Below are 20539 nucleotides of genomic sequence, written 5' to 3' on the forward strand. Positions count from 1 at the left end.
TTTCAGTTCGCCGCCTTGATGCGCTCGAGCGCCTTGCCTTCAAGATCTTCCACCCCCGGCTGGATCGGGGCGGCAAAACGGATATTGGCAAGATCCTGCTTGGTGAACGAGGCCTTCACGGAGGCCCTGACATTGTCCGGCAGCAGATCGATCCCGTCTTTCACGGCGATGATCGACCCCGTGGAAGCCGAGAGCTTCTTCACGATATCCGGGCGATAGACGAAGTTTATCCACTTGTAAGCGGCCTCGTCAGCCTTTCCCTTGCGCGGAAGCGAGAAGGTATCGATCCATCCGAGCGCCCCCGATTTCGGCGGCACATAAACGATATTGGGATTGTGGGTGACCAGCTTGAAGGCCGTGGAGTCCCAGGTTTCGGCCGCGACCACTTCGCCAGAGAGCATCAGGGCCGAGAGGTCGTCCCCACCCTGCCAATAGGCCTTGAGATTGGGCTTGCAGGCAATGACCTTGTCGGCGACCTCATCGAGAATCTTCCTGTAGGCATCGAGATCGGAATAGGCTGCGAAAGGGTCCTTGCCGAGCGCAAAAGCGGTGCCGACCAGAATGGTGCGCTTGAGCCGCATCGAGGTGCGGCCCTTGAATTTCGGGTCGCACAGGTCGAGCCAGTCGCGGACTTCCGCGGCCTTGGTCTTGTCGACCATCAGGCCGGACGTGCCCCAGTCGAACGGCACGGAATAGACCTCTCCCTTGAGGGCGGCATCGGCCTTGACCTTGTCCAGCAGCATCGGATCGAGTGCGTCGACATTTACTTTCGACAGGTCGATCGGCTTGTAGATGTTGTATTCGGCCTGCGCGGCGGCGACCCGGTTGAACCCGGGCTGGACGAGATCGAAGCCCGATCCGCCGGTAGCGCGGAGCTTGGCGATCATTTCCTCGTTGTTGGACAAGGTCACCTCGACTTCGATGTCGGGATATTCCTTTTCGAACAGCGAGATCACTTCATCCGGAGCATAGCCGCCCCATGTCAGGATACGCAATTTCTCCGCCTGGGCCCCGGCGACCGAAATGGTCGTCGCCGCGAGCGTGGCCATCACCAGTTTTGAAACCCGGCGTATGAACATTTTTCCCCTCCCCGATGAGAAAACCATCAAGGAAGAAGGGTGGGATGGCGGCCAGCGCCATTCCCGAAAGTTTGGGTATCCACTTTGGACCGTGGCGCGGCTCGCTTAACCTTTCGGTTCCTTGCCTCGCTGCACGAGAATGCTGAGCAGCGCCAGCACGCCTGATCCAACCATCAGGAAGGCGGAGACGGCATTCAAGACCGGCGTCGAGCCCACCTTCACCATGCGATCATACATGGTGATCGTCAGCGGCGCATCGGATCCCACCAGCATCAAGGTCGTGTTGAAGTTCTCGAAAGAGACGAGAAAGGCCACGACGAAGGCAGAGAACAAAGCTGGCGCCAGATAGGGCAAGGTGACGGTGCGAAGCACCCGCAGGCGCGATGCCCCCAGATTGAGCGCCGCCTCCTCCAGGGCCTGATCGAATTTGCGCAGGCGCGCCGCAATCACCAGCGAAGTGATGGTGACCAGAAAGGAAAACTGGCCCAGTATGACAAGGAAGGTGCCCGGCCGGAGGAAATCCCACTCCAGGCCAAGCGCATCCTCCAGGCCATTGGCGATCGCACTCGCAAATACCAGGATGGAGATGCCGAGGATCACGCCTGGAATGACCAGCGGCACGATCATCAGCACATAGAGCAGGCTTTTGCCCGGGAACTGCTTGCGCTCGAACAAGAAGGCATTGCAGGTGCCGACCACGACCGACAAAGCCGAGACGGCCAGTCCAATATAAAGTGAATTCCACAGGCCTTCCATGAGCCGGCGATCGTGGAACATGCCTAGCTTCGGCCCGCTTGTGCCGAAGAACCACTCCAGCGTGAACCCTTTCCAGGGAAGCGCCGGAAAAATCGAATCGTTGAAGGCAAAGATGGCTGCTGCGGCCAATGGCGCGGCGAGGTAGAGGAAAAAGGCGAGCATATAGCCGCCATAGATCCAGCGCAGGAAGAGAGATTGCGGCGCGGCGACGTTCATGGGTTCAATCTTTCGCCACGGTGGAAGCCAGGCTCTGTCCGGTCAGGCGAAGCCCCAGCCAGACGACCAGCGAGGTGAAGACCAGGAGAAGCACGCCGAACGTGGCGCCGGATTCCCAATTGTAGCGGGTCACGAACTGCTCGTAGATCTGCTCGGTGAACCACATGCTGTTCTTGCCGCCGAGCAGGATCGGGGTCAGATAGCTTCCCGCCGTCAGCATGAAGACGATGATGCAGCCGGCGACGATGCCCGGCATGGCATAGGGCACGACGATGCGGCGAAATACGGTGAAGCGGCTGCCGCCCAGATTGTAGCCGGCCTCGATCAACGAGTTGTCCATGCCGTCCAAGGTCGAGACCAGGGGAACGATCATGAACAGCACGACCGTATAGACCAGTCCGATCACCACGGTGATGTCGTTGTAGAGCAATTCGATCGGGCCGCTGGCCAGACCCGTATGCTGCAACAGGACGGAGATCAGGCCGGTCTCGCGCAGGAGCACGATCCAGCCGAAGGCGCGTACGAGGTCACTGACCCAGAGCGGGATCAGGCACATCAGGAACAGGGCGGCGCGTGAGCGCTGTCTGGCGATCTTGGCGATGTAATAGGCGACCGGAAAGCCGACGACCAAAGCCAGGGCCGTCACCAGGATCGACATCCAGGCGGTCCGCAACAGGGTGTTCCAGTAGACCGGCTCGCGCAGGAAGTCGGTGTAATTGGCGAAACCGAAGCTATATTCGCCCGGGCCCAGCTTCTCGCGCAGCGATAGATAGCCGATGCCGAGCTGTGGCAGGACGATGAGCAGCACCATCCACAGGGCAAACGGCGTGAACAACAGGATCAGTGACAATTTGCCGGCGTCGGAACGGGGCATCACGTCTACCCCGCCTGGCTGAAGCAGAGGCAGTGATCTCTCCGCCAGGAAATGTCGGCCTTGTCGCCGGGCTTGACCGGTGAGGAACCGTCCATGACGGCATGGCCGACTTCAACCAGGCTGCCTCCCGCCAGCCGCACCAGCACGCGGCTGTTGGCGCCGTTGAACAACAGGCTGTCGACCGTGCCAGGGAGCCGGTTGCCATCCCGAGATTCGCCCAGGGCGATGGTCTCGGGACGAACGAAGACCTCGACCTTCGCGCCGGCAGCCACCTTGTCGTCTCGCGCCATGGCGATGACCTCGCCGCCATCGTCGAGCTCGACACGGGCCTGGCCATTGCTGAAGGCCGTCACTCGGCCGGGCCAGCGATTGGCATCGCCGACGAAGCCTGCAACGAAACCCGTTTTTGGATTGTTGTAGAGCTCTTGCGGCGAACCAATCTGCTCGAAGCGGCCGGCATTCATCACGGCCACGTTGTCGGACATCACCAGGGCTTCGGACTGGTCGTGCGTGATGTAGAGGAAGGTGGTGTTGAACTGGTTTTGCAACTGCTTCAGTTCGATCTTCATCCGTTCGCGCAGCTTGAGGTCGAGCGCGCCGAGCGGCTCGTCGAGCAGCAGGACATCGGGTTCCAGCACCATGCAGCGCGCGATGGCGATGCGCTGCTTCTGGCCGCCGGACAATTGCGAGACCTGCTTTTCGGCTACACCCGGCAGGCCGATGCGCTCCAGCACCGACCCCACCTTGCGCGCGATGTCGGCCTTGTTCTCGCCGCGGCAGCGCAGGCCATAGGCAATGTTTTCGCCGACATTCATCATCGGGAACAAGGCCAGATGCTGGAAGACCATCTTGACGCTGCGCCTGTTCGGCGGCGCCGAGAGAACCGACTTGCCCTTGATGCGAATGTCGCCATTTGACGGCGCTTCGAACCCGGCGATCATGCGCATGAGCGTGGTCTTGCCGCAGCCGGACGGCCCCAGGATCGAAAAGAACGAGCCGCGGGGCACCTCGAACGAAACATCGTTGACCGCAACATACCGGCCGAACTTCTTGGTCAGGCTCTCGCATTCAAGATCGTGCATGGAAGCTCGTCGGTTTGGGCTGAATTGCCGGTCCGCAGGGCACTAGCCCATGCGGACCTCTTCATTGTGGGTGCGTCTCAGTTGGAGGCGGCCGCCTTGATGCGTTCCAGCGCCTTGCCTTCCAGATCCTCGAGCCCCGCCGGGATATTGGCGAAGAACTTGAGATTGGCCAGCGCCTTGTCGTCAAAGGCCACCTTCACGGCTGCCTTCTTGTCATCCGGCAGGAGATCGACACCGCCCTTGACCGCCGAGATCGCGCCTGTCGAGTCCGACATCAGCTTGACGATGTCGGGACGCAGGACGAAGTTGATCCACTTATAGGCGGCTTCATCAGCCTTGCCCTTGCGCGGAATGGCAAAGGTGTCGATCCAGGCCAGGGCCCCAGTCTGCGGCGGCACATAGTCCAGGTTCTTGTTCTGGCCGTAGAGCTTGAAGGCGGTCGAATCCCAGGCTTCCGACGCAACCACCTCGCCCGACAGCAACAGCGTCGACAGATCGTCGCCACCATTCCAGTAGGTCTTCACATTGCTCTTGCAGGCGATCATCTTCTCGGTCACCTCATCCAGCATCTTCTGGTAGGCGGCCTTGTCGCCATAGAGCGCGAACGGATCCTTGCCGAGTGAAAAGGCCATGCCGAGCAGGATCGTGCGCCTCAGCCGCATCGACGTCCGCCCCTTGTACTGCGGATCGCAGAGGTCGCCCCAGCCCTTGATGCCAGCAGCTTTCGAGGCGTCGACCACCAGGCCGGAAGTGCCCCATTGATGGGGAACGGCATAGACCTTGCCGTCGATCGTGGCGTTGGTCTTCACCGCTTCGAGCAGATTGTCCTGCATGGCGGCGGTATCGATCTTCGACAGATCGAGAGGCTTGTAGATGTTGTATTCCTGCTGCGCCGCAAAGATGCGATCATGGCTCGGCTGGGCAAGGTCGAAACCGGCCCCGCCGGTCGCGCGCAGCTTGGCGATGATTTCCTCATTGTTGGAAAGCGTCACCTCGACATCAATGTCGGGATATTCCTTCTCGAACAGCTGGATGACATTGTCGGGCGCATAGCCGCCCCATGTCAGAATTCGAAGGGTTTCGGCGCTGGCAATGTTCGAAACGACCATGGCGGCGGTGGCGCCGACAAGCGCGGCGATAAGTTTCTTCAAGATCACAACTCCCTCCAGATTTGTCAGCGGCCGATCGACCCGTCAGCCTGCCTCCCGGCAAGACTATGAAAGGCTTGGTTGCGGCACATAAGGTCCACTCTCGATCAATGATGAGGCCGCTTGCCGGCTTAGAACGGAATTCGATCGATACGGCTCGAATTCCGGTCAAAATCCCAAGGAAACAGACGCATTTTCCGATCTGAACAGTCGGAAAATGCCATGGCGATCAGATCCGAAGCGTCACCGTCTTGGTCCTGGTATAGGCGGAGAGCGCAAGCAGGCCTTTTTCCCGGCCGATACCCGATCGGCGGTTGCCGCCGAAAGGCGTTTCGATGCCGCCTGCGAAATACTCGTTGACGAACACCTGGCCGGCATCGACATCGCGGGCGATGCGATGCGCCTTGGCCAGATCGCGGGTAAACAGGCCGGCAACCAGTGCATATTGGGTACAATTGGCCGCTGCGATGGCCTGCTCGACGCCATCGACGATCTGCACAGCCAGCACCGGCCCGAAGATCTCCTCCTGGACGATGGGATCGTCCCAGTCTGCGCCGTCCACGATGGTCGGCTCGAAGAACCAGCCCTTGCCGGTCGCCGGATCCACGGTCACCTTGCCGCCGGTGACGATCTCGAGCCCTCTTGCCTTGGCTCCCTCGACATAGGAGGCCACCTTGCCCAGATGCTCGGCCGAATTGATCGCGCCGAAATCGACCCCCTCGGTCAGGCCGTGGCCGATCCTGAGGCGACGGGCGCGTTCGACGAGCCTTTCGATGAACTGGGCATGGATCGAGCGCTCGATGACCAGCCGTGAACCGGCCGAGCAGATCTGCCCGGCATTCTCGAAGATCGCGCCGACGACATTGTCGAGCGCCAGATCGATATCGGCGTCGGCCAGGACGATATTGGGCGACTTGCCACCGAGCTCGAGCGTGACGGAGGCGATGTTCTGGGCTGCCGCCTTCATCACATTAATGCCAGTGACGGTCGAGCCGGTAAAGGTGACGTGCCTGATATCAGGATGCGAAACCAGCGGGGCGCCAGCCGCGATGCCGGTGCCGGTCACGACGTTGCAGGCCCCATCGGGCAGTCCAGCCAGGACCAGGATCTCGGCCAGCAGCAGCGCCGTCATCGGCGTCTGTTCCGCCGGCTTCACCACGGCGGTGCAGCCAGCGGCCAGGGCCGGCGCGATCGAGCGGCAGGTGGTCGACAGCGGGTAGTTCCAGGGCACGATATGCGCGGTGACGCCGACCGGCTCCTCGATCGAATAGGAGGTGTAGTTCGGCCCGAGCGGATAGGCCTTGCCCTCATGCTTGTCGGCGGCGCCGGCATAATATTCGAAGGCCCGCGCGGAGCCGCGCACGTCGCCGCGGGCTTCGGCGAGGGTCTTGCCGCTGTCCAGCACTTCGGCAACAGCCAGGCGCTCGATGTTCTCGCGGATCAGCTCTGCCGCACGCATCAGCACACGCCCGCGCTCGGCCGGCGTCGCCCTGCCCCATTCGCCATGCTGGGCCTGCCTGGCGGAGGAAACCGCTTCGGCGACGTCCTCGGCCGTTCCGGCAGCAAATCGCGCATGCGGCTCCGCTCGGCCGGGATCGAAGGTCTCTATCGCCTGTCCGGAGGCCGACTGGCGCCAACCGCCATGAACGAAGTGCTGGGACGGCAGCGGTTCGAGTTCCGCCGCAACAGTTGCGAATGCGTTGGTCATCATGCCACCTCGCTGACCTGGTAGCTCGATCGGGCAAGCCATTCGGGATCGATTTCCACGCCCCAGCCCGGTTCGTTCGAAACCGTGACCATGCCATCCTCGACCGCATAGGGCGATTTGACGAAAAGTCCTTCCTGCCAGGGATAGTAGTCCGGCCCCTCGATCGAAAACTCCAGATATTTGCCCGCCCCCTCGATGGCACGCAGCAAATGCATGGTGAACAGCGTCACCAGCCCGAGATTGGCGCTATGGGGCGTCACCGGCAATCCTGCGGCTCTCGCCATGGCGCAGACGCGCAGGGTGCGGCTGATGCCGCCGAGATAGAGGATATCGGGTTGCACGACATCGACGGCCCGCATCTCGATCATGTGCCGCCAGGTCGGGATCTCGCAATCCTGCTCGCCGCCGGTCACGGCGATGTCGAGCGCGTCAGTGACTTCCTTGGTCTGCTCGAGCTCCCAATAGAGGCAGGGTTCCTCGAAATGCTCGATGCCATTGTCCCTGAGCAGGGACCCGACTTCGATCGCCCGCTTGGGCGAGAAGCCGCTGTTGGCGTCGACCAGCAGGGACACCTTGTCGCCGAGCGCCTTGCGGATGGTCGGAACGATCTCCTCGGTACGTCCCGGCCATTCGTCGACGTCATGGCCATATTCGGCGGCGATGCGGAACTTGAAGGCGTCGAAGCCGAATTGGTCCCGCAGGCGCTTGAAACGTTCGGCTTCCGCGGCCGGGGTGATGTCGCGTTTCATCGAGGAGGCATAGGCACGCAATTTCCCCGGTGTCCCACCGAGCAGGCTGACGACGGGCAATCCGGCCGCCTTTCCGCGCAGGTCCCAGATCGCAGTGTCCAATCCGCCAAGGGCCCGCTTCATGTAGGAGCCAGGAAATTTGTGCTCGCGCTCGATCACCCTGTCGGTCAGCGCATCGATATCGTCGAAGTCGACGCCGAGCACATAGGGAGCAACCTGTCGGTGCAATACGGTCGAGGTGATGTCGGAATGATAGGTCGAAACCTGGCCGAGCCCTTGGGTTCCGTCCTCGGCCGTGATGCGGACGAAGCCGACATATTGGGTGGAGAATGTCTCGATGCGTTTGATCTTCAAGTCCGCTCTTCCTGAAAATGCCAGCCAATGCGATCGAGACTGACCTATCAAACCGGTCCGTGGGTCATAAGGTCCACTTTCGAAAAACCTGAAAGCCGGTTATGGCGGATCGGTGAACCAAATGTTCACCGGGGCCGAAGCGAAACCGCTGGAGCCTGTGCTTAAGCGTTTTGCGATTAGGCGGAATCACCTCGAATCGCAAAGACGCTCTAGCCAATCCTTTAGATTGGCTTGGAAACAAAGAGTTAGAGCAAACAAGCGTTCACGCTTGAACGCGTTTTGCTCTAGGAAGCCGTAAGAAAAAGCGAGCGCGGCTGCCGGCATTTGTCGCGGTGTGCCGCGGCCTTGCGCTCCAACCGTCGGGAAACATGGTCAATGGTCAAGCGGTCTTCGGGCGAATTGCTGTTTTCGATCGCCGTCGACCGTTCTCTGGACAAATCCATCACCACCCAAGTCTATCATGCGATACGCCAGCTGATTGCGGCGAGCCATCTGCCCGCCGGCAAGCGACTGCCGTCGAGCCGCACGCTGGCAAGGGAGTTGGGGATCTCGCGCACCACCGCGATGACGGTGTTCGAACGCCTGACCTCGGAGGGGCTGATCGTTTCGCGAACTGGGTCGGGCTCCTATGTTTCGGAGCTTGCCGAAACCAGAAAGCCGGAACAGGCCCTGGTGGTGCATTCTCCTGGCCCCGTCTCCGCCAAGCTCGCCGACATCATTGCCGATGCCTCGCCGCGCTTCTTCCAGAGACTGTCCCATCCGCATCACATCCGCGCCTTTGTGACAGGCCTGCCGGATTATGCGGCATTTCCGATGGCGGTCTGGGCCCGCCTGACTGCCAAGCATTGGCGCGAGCCCCGCGAAGAGGTGATGGGTTATTCCGACGCCAACGGCCATCCGCGCCTGCGTCTGGCGATTGCCGAGCACCTCCGCGCCAATCGCGGCCTTTCCTGTGACGTCGACCAGATCTTCATCGTCAACGGCGCCCAGCAGGCCTTCGATCTGATCGGCCGCGTCCTTCTCAATCCGGGCGACCGTGTCTGGTTCGAAAATCCCGGCGCCATCGGCGCCCGCAACAGCCTGGTTGCCTGCGGCGCCTCGATCGTGCCCGTTCCCGTCGACCAGGAAGGGCTCTCCGTGGAGGCGGGGCTCACTCTGGCGCCCGACTTCCGTCTTGCCTTTGTCACCCCGTCGCACCAGCATCCCACGGGGGCGGAGATGAGCCTCGCACGGCGAGCGCAATTGCTGGCGGCAGCCAACCAGAACAATGCCTGGATCATCGAAGACGATTATGATGGGGAGTTTCGCTACGATGGCCGCCCCCTCCCCACCCTGAAAAGCGGCGATACCGGCGAACGCGTCATCTATGTCGGGACGTTTTCCAAGACGATGTTTCCGGCATTGCGTCTGGGCTTCTACATCGTGCCCAAACCGTTGGTGCCGATCTTCCAGCGCATCTGCGGCGCGTTCCTGCAAGGCGTGCCATCGAGCATCCAGGCGGTTCTGGCCGCCTTCATCGACGAAGGCCATTTTGCCACCCATTTGCGCCGCATGCGGGAGATCTATGCCGCTCGCCATGCCGTCTTCCACGAAGCGGCCGAAGGATATCTCGGGGGGCTGTTGCACACGAACCGCTCGGTTGCCGGATTTCACGCGGTCGGTCGCTTTGCAGCCCCGTTCATGAATGACGAGACTGTCGCGGCGGACGCAGACGCAGCCGGTCTCCAGGTCTCCCCCATCAGCCGGTTCTGCCTCGACCAGGCGCATATCCATCGCGGGCTGGTGCTCGGCGTGAGCGCCATCGACGAGCGCACCATTCGCAAGGGCGTGGAGACGCTCGCCGGCGTCCTGGCAAAGCAGCGCCCCTGAGCATTTTTAAGTTCCCGGGAAGATGCCTTAGCCATTGTCCCGGAGAATCATTCCCGCCGCCTTTTCGGCCACCATCATGGTCGGCGCATTGATATTGCCCGAGGTGACATTCGGGAAAATGGAAGCGTCGACCACACGCAGCCCCTGCAACCCATGCACACGCAAGCGATCGTCCACGACATTGGTTCCGTCGTCCGGCCCCATGCGGCAGGTGCAGGAGGCGTGAAAGACGCTGCCTGAGCGGGCGCGAATATCCGCGACCAGATCAGCTTCGTTGCGGATGTTCGGGCCAGGCTTCATCTCATCGAGGATGACGGCGCGCATGGCGGGCTGTTCGGCAATCGTCCGGATGAGGCGCACGCCTGCCAGCATCTCCTCGATATCGCCGGCCGTCGACAGATAGTTCGGCTCGATGACAGGCGCAGCCATTGGGTCGGGCGACCCGATGGCAATGGAGCCACGGCTCTCGGGCCTGCAGGGCTGGACCCCGATGAAGAAGCCGGGAAACGGATCAGGCAGGGTCAATCGCCGCACGCCTGGCGTCGGCTTGCTGTAGCTGACTGGCGAAAAGTAGAGCTGCATGTCCACCCGCCTGGCATCTGGCCTGGATTTGACGAAACCGCCAGCCTGGTTGACGCTGAGCGATAGCGGTCCGTCGCGAAACAGAAGGTAGCGTGCGCCGAGCATCGCCCTGCCCCACCACGGACGCAGCAGGGAATTGAGCGTTGGCTTGCGCGAGCGATAGAGATAGTCGATGCCGAGGTGATCCTGCAGGTTCTGCCCGACCGCGGCGATGTCCTTCACGACAGCCTTGTCGAATTTCCTGAGCAGGTCCCCAGGGCCGACCCCCGAATGCTGCAGCAGGATGGGCGAGTGCACCGCGCCGGCCGCCAGGATGATCTCGCGCCGGGCCCGAACGGCATGCTTTTGTCCGTCGCACTGATATTCGACCCCGCTCGCCTGCAGGCCGTCGAACAGGATGCGGGTGGCAAAGGCGCCGGTGACGATCTTCAGATTGGAGCGCCTGGCAACCGGATGCAGGAATGCCGTTGCGGATGACGCACGAAAGCCCTTCCTGGTGGTGATCTGGTAGACCGAGACACCTTCCTGGTTCAGGCCGTTATAGTCCGGTGTCCGGGCAAAGCCGGCCTGCTCCGCGGCCTGAAGCCAATCCTGGCAAAGCGGGTGCACGGATGGCGTCATGTCCGTGACATCAAGTTCGCCCGATCCACCGCGCCAGGCATCGCCTCCCCGTTCGAACGTCTCGATCGATTTGAAATGGGGCAGGACATCGTCCCAGCCCCATCCGGGATTGCCGGAGCTTTTCCAATCCTCGAAATCGTTTCGCTGGCCGCGGACATAGACCATGGCGTTGATGGAAGACGAGCCGCCCAGAACCTTTCCGCGCGGCCAATAGCTCGTGCGTCCCGCCAGGGCTTCCTGCGGCCCGGTCTCGAACTTCCAGTTCACCTTCGGATTGTAGAAGCTGTGGCCATAGCCGATCGGCATGCGGATCATGAACCGTTGATCGCGTCCGCCAGCCTCCAGGAGCAACACGCTGAATTCACCCGTGGCGGTCAGACGATTGGCAAGCAGGCAACCGGCAGATCCTGCCCCGACAACAATGAAATCGAAATCCGCCACGCACCGTCTCCCAGAGCGTCTTGCGATTAGACGGAATCACCCAGAATCGCAAAGACGCGTCGAAACAAAGAGTTAGAGCAAACAAGCGTTCAGTTGTGAACGTGCTTTGCTCAAGACCTCACGAGCGGGTTTTTACATGGTGTCACCGGGCGGGGCAGGAGCCATTGCCACAATAGGGTAGAGCCATTGCCGCGGCTTCTTTCATGCGCGCGAGCGAAGGAGGCCCCGACGTGCAAGCTCCCGAGGGGACGCATGGAAATGCGATAGCTGACTGGGCAGCGCCTCTTCATCGAAGGCCTTGGACCGCCCTCATCCGGATGCCCGCGCGATCTTGCGGGCTCCTTTGGGCGAGATCGACAGCGAGCCACGATGGATGTTTCGATCGTCCATTCTCGATGTGATGCACAGCCCGGGCTTCAACAGCACAGCTGAACTGGACAGAAGCAAATAATGGCTCTGCGAGGCCGCGATGGCCCTTGAGCAAAACCCCTTAGCGGCGTTCGCGCAGGCATTCGATCCATTCCGGCCCCATGACGAAGCGAACAATGCCCGCCCCCGCCACGAGCCCGGCAAGGGGTAGAACCAGAAAGGGCCAAAGTTCGATGGTCATTACGTCGCTCTCCTCACACGGGCGGCCTTCTGCCCTGCCGGCATGACAGGCCGATGACGCGAGCCCTTGCGATCGCAGTCGAGCATGCGGAACTGGGACCCCAGCGAGCCAAGCGCCGCCCTCGCTTCAGGAATTGGCTTGCGGCCCTCTGCTCTTCTCGGTGGCGTAGAGCGCGACCGCCATGGCGCGATTGCGCACCTCGAGCTTGTCGTAGAGATTTTTGAGGTGATATTTGACCGTGTTTTCCGAGATCCCCGTGCGTGCGGCGATCTGCAGATTGGTCCAGCCATCCGCCAGCACGGCAAGCAGTTCGCGCTCGCGGGTCGTCAGGCGCGAGAGTGGCGTGTCATTGATCTTCGACACGTCCAGATAAGGGATGCAGATCCGGCCATGGGCGACCGCCACCAGCGTGTCGAACAAGATGGCGGGATCGTCGAACTGATAGCAATAGCCTTGCACACCCAGGCGCACGCATTGCTTGAGAATGGCGACGTCGTGGTCGTTCGAGAACATGACGACACGCACATGCAAGCTGCGCTGACGCAGTTCTTCCAGCACCTCGGCGCCGTTCATGTCGGAGAGCTTCCAGCCAAGGACGGCCACGTCGAATTTTGGCTCGGCCGCAGCCGCGAGAAAAGCCTCACCGGACTGCATGCTGCCGACCAGCTCGAAGCGCACATCATTCTTGATCATGTCGCCGAGGGCAGCCACCACCAGTGGGTTGCGCTCGGCGATCAGCACCCTGAACAGGCCTTCCGGAGCTCCCCGCATCCTATCGACCTCGATGCCCTGACGCTGGCGTTTCCCCTCGGCGTTCATATGCCCCCCGATTTGCGGCGCGCGCCACCTCTGATCCGACGTCTTCTGTTTTGGGCCTTCTGTGTTTCGGGGCGTTTCAAGCCACGACGACGATCCAGTTCCTTCCGCCTCTCATATTCATACAGTGAAACATTTTTTCATTCCAGTTCATTCTTCGATTTCAGGGTGCCGGAGCCGTTTCATTCCCCCATTGGTTGTCCGCAATGAACCAATCTTTGTCCGCAAATCGCAACATAGTTTGTCCTTAGACAAAAAATCCGCTCCGAGGGCGTCGTATCGTTTTCGCGACCGCCGGTCGGTCAAGGACGGAATTCATCCCCCGGATCTGATTGCATCGCGTTGCATCCGATCGGTCTTTCTTCGGCCTTGCCGCCACGCGTCGCTTCGGCGCCTGGGTGCGCAACTGCAGGCCGGGCCGCGCGTTTCATAGGGAAAACAGGGCGCGTGTCATCGCGTGGTCGGGGTCCGCCAACCCATCCAGGATGTTGAAATGGTGGCGGTCCGGTTCTTCGACGACATCCGTCTCGACGCCGAGTCCCCGCCAGATATTGCCGAGCAGCGCGTTCTGCCGGAGGAATTCGGACGTTTCCCGCGCACCGGCCCAGCAGATCAGCCGGCTTCCGGGCAATGGCTCGAGCAAGGCCGGGCTCTCGCTTTTCGCCTCGGTCATGTCGATCTTCAGCGTCGCATTGCGCGCGATATTCATCAGCGGCCGAAGATCGTGCAGGCCGGATACAGAGAGCGTCCCAGCGATCCGGCCATGCAACTCGTCCGGGAGGGGCGTCGTCTGGCTGATCATGCGCGTCACCAGTTGGCCGCCGGCGGAATGACCGACCAGACGGATCGGTCCGGGGACGATGCTGGCGGCAGCGCCGATGGCCTGACCGATAAACCTCGTAATGTCGGAGATGCGCACATTCGGAGCAAGCGGGTAGCTGGGTATCGCCACCGCATATCCGTGCGCCAGCGGTCCCCCTGCAAGATGCGACCAGAAGCTCTTGTCGAGTGCCATCCAAAATCCGCCATGGACGAAGACGACCAGGCCCGCCGGGCTCCCTTTCGGATAGAACAGGTCGAGGCGTTGGCGGAGATCGCTGCCATAGGTGAGCTCCAGCCGTGCACGGTCGTCAGCAACCAGCGCGTCGCGAGCCACCCGGGCTGGCTCCACCCAGGCGTTCGGCCACGCTTCGCTCTTGGGGATGTTCGCGGCGTTGTCGTAGGCCCAGGTCCAGTCGACCACCCGGTATTGCATCTCTCTCTCGCTTTCAGGCCCGCACCCGGACAGCGGGCACTTGCGACACCCCGCTCCTGCTTTCCGGAATGGCCAACGCTCAGTCGTTGGCCTCTGGAGGCAGGAAGTCGACGTCGTGTTCAGCGGAAGCGCGTATGACCGCTTCGACATCGGACATGTTGTGCAAAGTCTTGAACAGGTCACGCAGCCGGCCGGCAGGAGACACCCAGAAAAGCGCTCGAGCGGGCTGGTCCGACTTGTTGAAATAGCCATGCGGGATGCCGCGGGGCAGGCGCACCAGGTCGCCGGATTTCGCCGTCAGCCATTTTCCGTCGAGTTTCAGCTCCAGTTGGCCTTCCAGCAGAAAGATGAATTCCTCCTGTGTCGGGTGGACATGGACCGGCACGAATTGGCCGGGTTCGGAATTCGTCTCGAAGGCGAAGGCCGACCCGCAATCGGCCTTCGGAAAATACCGCTGGCCAAGAATGTTCCATTCGACCTGCTCATACCCCTCGCCGTGCGGCGTGATGCCGCCATCCAATTCCATCGTCATGACGATCCCTCCCCTCTTGTCTCATTGTTTGCAGGAAAAGCTTGCGCTGCTCGGCTTTGCAACTACCGCACGTTCGCCGTGCCCACGACCTCGCCCAGAGCCCGTTCGAGATTGCCCACCGTGCGGTCGATATCAGCGAGCTTGTCGAGGCCGAAAAGGCCGATACGGAAGGTCTGGAAGTCAGCGGGCTCATCGCACATCAGCGGTACCCCGGCTGCCGCCTGCACGCCGACGGCAACGAACTTGGCACCGGACTTGATGCCAGGATCGTCGGTGTAGCAGACGACGACGCCAGGTGCCCCGAAACCCGACGCGGCAACACTGGCAAAACCGCGTTGGGCGAAGAGCTGCCGCACCCGAGCGCCGAGTTCGAGCTGGGCCGCCTTCACCTTTTCGAAGCCTCTCGCCTCGGTTTCCAGCACAGTGTCGCGGAAGCCGCGCAGAGCATCGGTCGGCAAGGTGGCATGGTAGGCATGGCCACCCTTCTCATAGGCTTCCATGATCTCCAGCCACTTCTTGAGGTCGCAGGCGAAGGAAGAGCTGGTGCTGGCCTTCACCTCGGCTTTGGCGGCTTCGCTCAGCATGACGATGCCGCTGCAGGGAGAAGCGCTCCACCCCTTCTGTGGCGCCGAGATCAGCACGTCGACGCCGACCGCTTTCATATCGACCCAGACACAGCCAGAAGCGATGCAATCGAGGACAAAAAGCGCCCCGACCTTGTGAGCCGCGTCAGCAATTGCCTTCATGTACCCGTCGGGAAGCATGATGCCGGAGGCGGTTTCCACATGCGGCGCGAAGACGAGATTCGGACGCTCGGCCTCGATGACGGCCACGGCCTCCTCGATCGGCACGGGCTGGAAGGGTTGCTGGCGTGCCCCAGATTCCGATTGCGTCTGCCGCGCCTTCAGCACGATGCTCTCGGCAGGGATGGCGCCCATATCGAATATCTGCGTCCAGCGATAGGAGAACCAGCCATTGCGGATGACCAGCACCTTCTTGCCGTGGGCGAGCTGGCGCGCGACCGCCTCCATCGCATAGGTGCCACCACCGGGCACCAGGGCCACGCCCCCACCTTCTTCCGTGTTGTAGACCCGGCGCAATGTTTGCGAGATGTCCCGCATCACACCCTGGAAGACCTGCGACATGTGGTTGAGCGCGCGATCGGTGAACACGACCGAATATTCGAGGAGACCATCGGGGTCCACGGTCGGCAGCAGGGCAGTCATCATCCATTTCCTTTTGGCGCAATGTGCATCCGGATGGCGAGACACTACAGCAATTGGGCCAGCCGCCAAGCATGCTCGAACGAAGGAATCGGCGGTTCTTCGGGGACATCGATCGCTTGCTGCGATCAATCAGGCCAAAACGAAAATTCCCGGCTCGCGAGAGCCGGGAATACCAATGCCGTTCGTCAAACCGCAGGCCGCGCTTTTCCTAAAACTCCCTGCTTCAGGCAACCTTGTCGAGTACCGCCCTGCCATCGAAAAAGGCGGTGAGATTGTCGACTGCCCGCATGCCCATCGCGACCCGGGTTTCCTCCGTGGCGCTGCCCAGATGCGGCAGCAGAACTACATTTTCCAGGCGCATCAGCGCGGCAGGAACGGCCGGTTCGCCGTCATAGACGTCGAGGCCCGCGCCCGCGATCGTCCCGCTTTCGAGCGCGTCGACCAGGGCCTGCTGGTCGACGACGTCGCCGCGCGCGGTGTTGATCAGGAAGGCGCTCGGCTTCATCGCCCGCAACCGGGCCGCATTGATGAGATGCCGGTTCTCGGCGCCGCCGGGGCAATGCAGGGAGACGAAATCCGCCTCGGCCAGCACCTCCTCGACGCTTGCCAGCTGCCGTGCGCCCATGGCGCTGACAGCCTCGTCGTCGACTTTCGAGCGGTTGTAGAAGACGACCTTCATGTCGAAACCGAAATGGGCGCGCCTGGCCGCTGCCTTGCCGATCCGGCCCATACCGATGATGCCGATCGTCTTGCCGCTCACCTTGGCGCCGATCATGTGGGTAGGGCACCAGCCCGTCCATTGGCCGGCGCGCAATTGGCGCTCCCCCTCCCCGGCCCGGCGCGCCACGGCGAGCAGCAGGCTGAGGGCGATGTCGGCGGTGCAGTCGGTGAGCACGCCCGGCGTATTGGTCACGGTCACGCCGCGGGCGCGCGCCACGTCGATGTCGATATGGCTGAAGCCGACTCCGAAATTGGCCAGGAGCCTGGTGCGCACGTCCACCTCGGGAAAGACCGAAGCGGGCAGCCTGTCGCTGACCGTGGGCAGCACGGCATCGAACTGGCCAAGCGCATCGCTCAATTGCGATGGGCTCAGCGGCGTGTCGTCCCGATTGAACGTCGTGTCGAACCTATCGGCCAGAATCCGTTCGACCGAGGCGGGCCAACGCCGCGTCACGAGTATCCGAGGTTTCATCACGCTTCCCCCTTACGACACCCTCGATTCGACGAGGATGGGCGGCCCAGAGCAATTAATAAGCCAGCAAAGTATAATCAGACCTCACCCTGCTCGCCATGACGGCCTCGAAGCGGCCCGCAATCGAAACAAGATGGCACCGGGGCACGCGCGGTCGCCGAGACGGCCACGGCCACGCGTCCCCAGGAGCAAAGCGCGTTCATGTCTGACCGCTTGTTTGCTCCAGCTTCTCGTTCCGACGCGCCTTTGCGATTCTTGGCGATCCCGCCTCATCGCAAAGCGCTCTGGAACCTGTTCAGGCCGCTTTCCTGTTCTCCAGCACGCTTGCCACGACTGGTCCAAAGGCTGCCGGCGTCGGCACGATCGCGACACCGGCCTCGCGCAGGATCTCGACCTTTTCCTGGGCCGACTCGCCGAAGGCGGAGATGATGGCGCCGGCATGGCCCATGCGCTTGCCCTTGGGCGCCGACAGGCCGGCGATATAGGCGATCAGCGGCTTGCGCATATGATGCTTGGCCCATTCGGCGGCTTCCGCTTCCTGCGGTCCGCCGATCTCGCCGATCATCACCACGGCGTCGGTATCCGGATCTTCCTCGAACAACTTCAGGATATCCTTGAAGGACGAACCGTTGATGGGATCGCCGCCGATGCCCACGCTGGTGGAAACGCCGATGCCCAGAGCCTTCATCTGCGAGGCCGCCTCGTAGCCGAGCGTGCCCGAGCGGCCGACGATGCCCACGCGACCCGGCAGATAGATATTGCCGGGCATGATGCCCATCAGTGCCTGGCCGGGCGTGATCACGCCGGCACAGTTCGGGCCGATCAGACGCATGCGGTCCTCATAGCGGAAGCGGCGCATATAGCGCTTCACCCGCATCATGTCCTGGGAGGGAATGCCGTCGGTGATGCAGACGCAGAACTTCAGGCCGGCATCGGCGGCTTCCATGATGGAATCGGCAGCAAAGGGCGGCGGCACGAACACGATCGAGGCCTCCGCGCCCGTCTCCCGCACGGCGCCCTTGACCGTGTTGAACACCGGAATGCCGTGATGGTCCTGCCCGCCCTTGCCGGGGGTGACGCCGCCGACGACATTGGTGCCATAGCGCTTCATGTCCTGGGCGTGGAAGGAGCCGATCTTGCCGGTCAAGCCCTGGACGATGACACGCGTTTTGCGGTTCAACAGAACTGCCATTTCGCTTCCCCCTCAATGCTTCTTGGATTTGGAAAAGGCCTGCATCGCCTCGACCGATTTTTCGGCCGCTTCCGCCAGGGTGTCGGCCACGATCACCTTCTCGCCGGACTCGGCGAGGATGCGCCGCCCCTCTTCGACATTGGTACCGGCGAGGCGCACCACCAAAGGCACGTTCACGCCGACCTCGCGCATCGCCTTCACCACACCCTCGGCCACCCAGTCGCAGCGGTTGATGCCGGCGAAGATGTTGACCAGGATGGTCTCGACATTCTTGTCGGCAAGCACGGCGCGGAACGCCTTGGCGACACGCTCGGGCGAGGCGCCGCCGCCAATGTCGAGGAAGTTCGCCGGCTCGCCGCCCGCGATCTTGATCATGTCCATGGTCGCCATGGCCAAGCCCGCACCATTGATGATGCAGCCGATATTGCCGTCGAGCCCGACATAGGACAGGCCGCGGTCGGAGGCGAAGGTCTCGCGCGGGTCTTCCTGCGACTTGTCGCGCAGTTCCGAAATCTCGGCGCGGCGGAACAAAGCGTTCTCGTCGAAGGACATCTTGGCATCGAGGGCGATCAGATGCCCGTCGCGGGTGACGACCAGCGGGTTGATCTCCAGCATGGAAGCGTCGTAGTCGCGGAAAACGCGATAGCAGCCGAGCAGCGTATCCACCGCCTTGCCGATCAAATTGTTCTCCAGCCCGAGGCCGAAGGCGATCTCGCGGGCTTGAAACTGCTGCATGCCCGCCCCAGGGTCGACGATGGCGCGGATGATGGAGTCAGGCTGCTTTTCAGCGATTTCCTCGATCTCCATGCCGCCGGAGGCGGACGCCACGATCATCACGCGCTCGGATTTGCGATCGAGCACGATGCCCAGATAAAGTTCCTGGCGGATGTCGACGGTTTCCTCGACATAGAGGCGCGAGACGAGCTTGCCCTTCGGGCCGGTCTGGTGGGTGACCAGCTTGCGGCCGAGCATGGCCTCGGCAGCATCAGACACCTCGGTGTCGGACTTGCAGATGCGGATGCCGCCGGCCTTGCCGCGGGCGCCGGAATGGATCTGGGCCTTGACCACCCATTTGTCGCCGCCGATCTCGCTGGCGCGATAGGTCGCCTGCTCGGGGCTGTAGGCAAGACCGCCGCGCGGGATCTGCACCGAATAGCGTGAGAGCAGTTCCTTGGCCTGGTATTCATGGATATCCATGTCGGTAACCTCGTCAGTTGGGCAGGCCGGCGCGCGGCTGGGTCGACTGTTGGATGGCCTCGTGCATGACCAGGACATTGCGAGCCATGCGTTCGGACGCGGCATCGATCATCTTGCCGTCGAGCGCAGCGGCACCCTTGCCCTGCTCCTCGGCCTCCCGGAGCATCTCGATGATACGGCGGGCACGGTTCACTTCCTTTTCGGGCGGCGAGAACACCTCATTGGCGAGCGCGATTTGCGTGGGGTGGATCGCCCACTTGCCCTCGATGCCGAGTGCTGCAGCGCGCCTGGCCGCCGCGACATAGGCTTCCGGATCGGAGAAATCGCCGAACGGACCATCGATGGCGCGCAGGCCATAGGCGCGGCAGGCCACCGTCATGCGCGACAGGGCCGCATGCCACTGGTCACCGGGGTAATCCGGGTTGAGGCCACCGATCGAGACCGTTCGCGCCTTGCAGCTCGCAGCATAGTCGGCCACCCCGAAATGCAGCGCCTCGAGCCTTCCGCCATAAGCGGCGATCGCCTCGACATTGGCCATGCCGAGCGCCGTTTCGATCAAGCCCTCCAGGCCAACACGGGTCTTGAAGCCCTTGGCCGTCTCGATCTGGTTGACCATGGCCTCGACCATGTAGAGATCGGCGGGCACGCCGACCTTGGGCACCAGGATGGTGTCGAGCCGGTCGCCCGCCTGCTCCATCACGTCGACGACGTCGCGATACATGTAATGGGTATCGAGCCCGTTGATGCGTACCGAGATGGTCTTGCCGCGCGCGCGCCAGTCGATCTCGTTGAGCGCCTCGATGATATTCTTGCGCGCCCGTTCCTTATCGGGCGGTGCAACTGCGTCCTCGATATCGAGGAAGATATAGTCCGCCCCGCCATCGGCGGCCTTGCGGATCATCTCCGGATTGGAACCCGGTACCGCGAGTTCGCTGCGCTGCAGGCGCAGTTTTCGCAGGTGATGGATGGTATGGCTCATGATGGGTGTCCCTTGGGATGGCGGCGGCCCCTTTACCCTCCCCTCGATGGGGAGGGTCGGC

17 protein-coding genes are annotated in these 20539 nt (G+C 62.2%); 1 reads left to right on the plus strand and 16 read right to left on the minus strand.

Features of this window, described 5'->3' with window-relative positions; genetic code table 11:
- Window positions 1–2: 2 nt before the first annotated feature.
- The 7 genes from ACZYTC_RS29170 to ACZYTC_RS29200 all read right to left on the minus strand — a co-directional run bounded on the left by ACZYTC_RS29170 (window position 3) and on the right by ACZYTC_RS29200 (window position 7966).
- A complete protein-coding gene (locus ACZYTC_RS29170; protein WP_488991188.1) occupies window positions 3–1079 on the minus strand; it encodes an extracellular solute-binding protein in 1077 nt (358 codons plus the stop codon).
- A 105-nt stretch (window positions 1080–1184) separates the two neighbouring features.
- Window positions 1185–2051, minus strand: a complete 867-nt coding sequence (locus ACZYTC_RS29175) for an ABC transporter permease (RefSeq protein ID WP_488991189.1) — start codon at window positions 2049–2051, stop codon at window positions 1185–1187.
- A gap of 4 nt (window positions 2052–2055) precedes the next feature.
- Complete coding sequence (locus ACZYTC_RS29180) at window positions 2056–2925, minus strand: ABC transporter permease (RefSeq protein ID WP_488991190.1); 870 nt, start codon at window positions 2923–2925, stop codon at window positions 2056–2058.
- A 5-nt stretch (window positions 2926–2930) separates the two neighbouring features.
- Window positions 2931–4007: an ABC transporter ATP-binding protein gene (locus ACZYTC_RS29185; RefSeq protein WP_434959925.1), complete on the minus strand. Its 1077-nt coding sequence runs from the start codon at window positions 4005–4007 to the stop codon at window positions 2931–2933.
- A gap of 77 nt (window positions 4008–4084) precedes the next feature.
- A complete protein-coding gene (locus ACZYTC_RS29190) occupies window positions 4085–5164 on the minus strand; it encodes an extracellular solute-binding protein (protein WP_488991191.1) in 1080 nt (359 codons plus the stop codon).
- A 220-nt stretch (window positions 5165–5384) separates the two neighbouring features.
- Window positions 5385–6866 carry an aldehyde dehydrogenase family protein gene (locus ACZYTC_RS29195; protein ID WP_488991192.1) on the minus strand — a complete coding sequence of 494 codons (1482 nt, stop codon included), beginning with the start codon at window positions 6864–6866 and terminating at the stop codon, window positions 5385–5387.
- Window positions 6863–7966, minus strand: coding sequence for a mandelate racemase/muconate lactonizing enzyme family protein (locus ACZYTC_RS29200; protein WP_434959928.1), 1104 nt, complete (start codon window positions 7964–7966; stop codon window positions 6863–6865). Before ACZYTC_RS29200 ends, ACZYTC_RS29195 begins: the two co-directional genes overlap by 4 nt.
- A gap of 375 nt (window positions 7967–8341) precedes the next feature.
- Here ACZYTC_RS29200 and pdxR point away from each other — a divergent pair, with 375 nt between their 5' ends.
- Window positions 8342–9835 carry a MocR-like pyridoxine biosynthesis transcription factor PdxR gene (gene pdxR, locus ACZYTC_RS29205; RefSeq protein ID WP_488991193.1) on the plus strand — a complete coding sequence of 498 codons (1494 nt, stop codon included), beginning with the start codon at window positions 8342–8344 and terminating at the stop codon, window positions 9833–9835.
- A 27-nt stretch (window positions 9836–9862) separates the two neighbouring features.
- Here pdxR and ACZYTC_RS29210 read toward each other — a convergent pair whose 3' ends face one another.
- The 9 genes from ACZYTC_RS29210 to ACZYTC_RS29250 all read right to left on the minus strand — a co-directional run bounded on the left by ACZYTC_RS29210 (window position 9863) and on the right by ACZYTC_RS29250 (window position 20478).
- Complete coding sequence (locus tag ACZYTC_RS29210) at window positions 9863–11479, minus strand: GMC family oxidoreductase (RefSeq protein ID WP_488991194.1); 1617 nt, start codon at window positions 11477–11479, stop codon at window positions 9863–9865.
- Between the two features lie 736 nt (window positions 11480–12215).
- Complete coding sequence (locus tag ACZYTC_RS29215) at window positions 12216–12860, minus strand: LuxR C-terminal-related transcriptional regulator (RefSeq protein ID WP_434961309.1); 645 nt, start codon at window positions 12858–12860, stop codon at window positions 12216–12218.
- Between the two features lie 472 nt (window positions 12861–13332).
- A complete protein-coding gene (locus ACZYTC_RS29220; protein WP_434959931.1) occupies window positions 13333–14160 on the minus strand; it encodes an alpha/beta hydrolase in 828 nt (275 codons plus the stop codon).
- Between the two features lie 79 nt (window positions 14161–14239).
- Window positions 14240–14692 (minus strand): cupin domain-containing protein, encoded by a 453-nt coding sequence (locus ACZYTC_RS29225; protein ID WP_441771580.1) that lies wholly within the window; start codon window positions 14690–14692, stop codon window positions 14240–14242.
- A gap of 62 nt (window positions 14693–14754) precedes the next feature.
- Window positions 14755–15921: an aminotransferase class V-fold PLP-dependent enzyme gene (locus ACZYTC_RS29230; RefSeq protein WP_434959933.1), complete on the minus strand. Its 1167-nt coding sequence runs from the start codon at window positions 15919–15921 to the stop codon at window positions 14755–14757.
- 220 nt (window positions 15922–16141) lie between these two features.
- Entirely contained in the window at window positions 16142–17113 is a 972-nt protein-coding gene (locus ACZYTC_RS29235; protein WP_441771582.1) for a 2-hydroxyacid dehydrogenase, read from the minus strand.
- Window positions 17114–17405: 292 nt separating this feature from the next.
- Window positions 17406–18302, minus strand: coding sequence for a succinate--CoA ligase subunit alpha (gene sucD / locus ACZYTC_RS29240; RefSeq protein ID WP_434959935.1), 897 nt, complete (start codon window positions 18300–18302; stop codon window positions 17406–17408).
- A gap of 12 nt (window positions 18303–18314) precedes the next feature.
- The gene (locus ACZYTC_RS29245; RefSeq protein ID WP_434959936.1) at window positions 18315–19499 is read right to left on the minus strand and encodes a malate--CoA ligase subunit beta; all 1185 of its coding nucleotides are present in this window, start codon (window positions 19497–19499) and stop codon (window positions 18315–18317) included.
- A 13-nt stretch (window positions 19500–19512) separates the two neighbouring features.
- Window positions 19513–20478: an HpcH/HpaI aldolase/citrate lyase family protein gene (locus ACZYTC_RS29250; RefSeq protein ID WP_441771583.1), complete on the minus strand. Its 966-nt coding sequence runs from the start codon at window positions 20476–20478 to the stop codon at window positions 19513–19515.
- Window positions 20479–20539 lie beyond the last annotated feature (61 nt).

This window comes from Labrys sp. F242, from assembly GCF_057813875.1.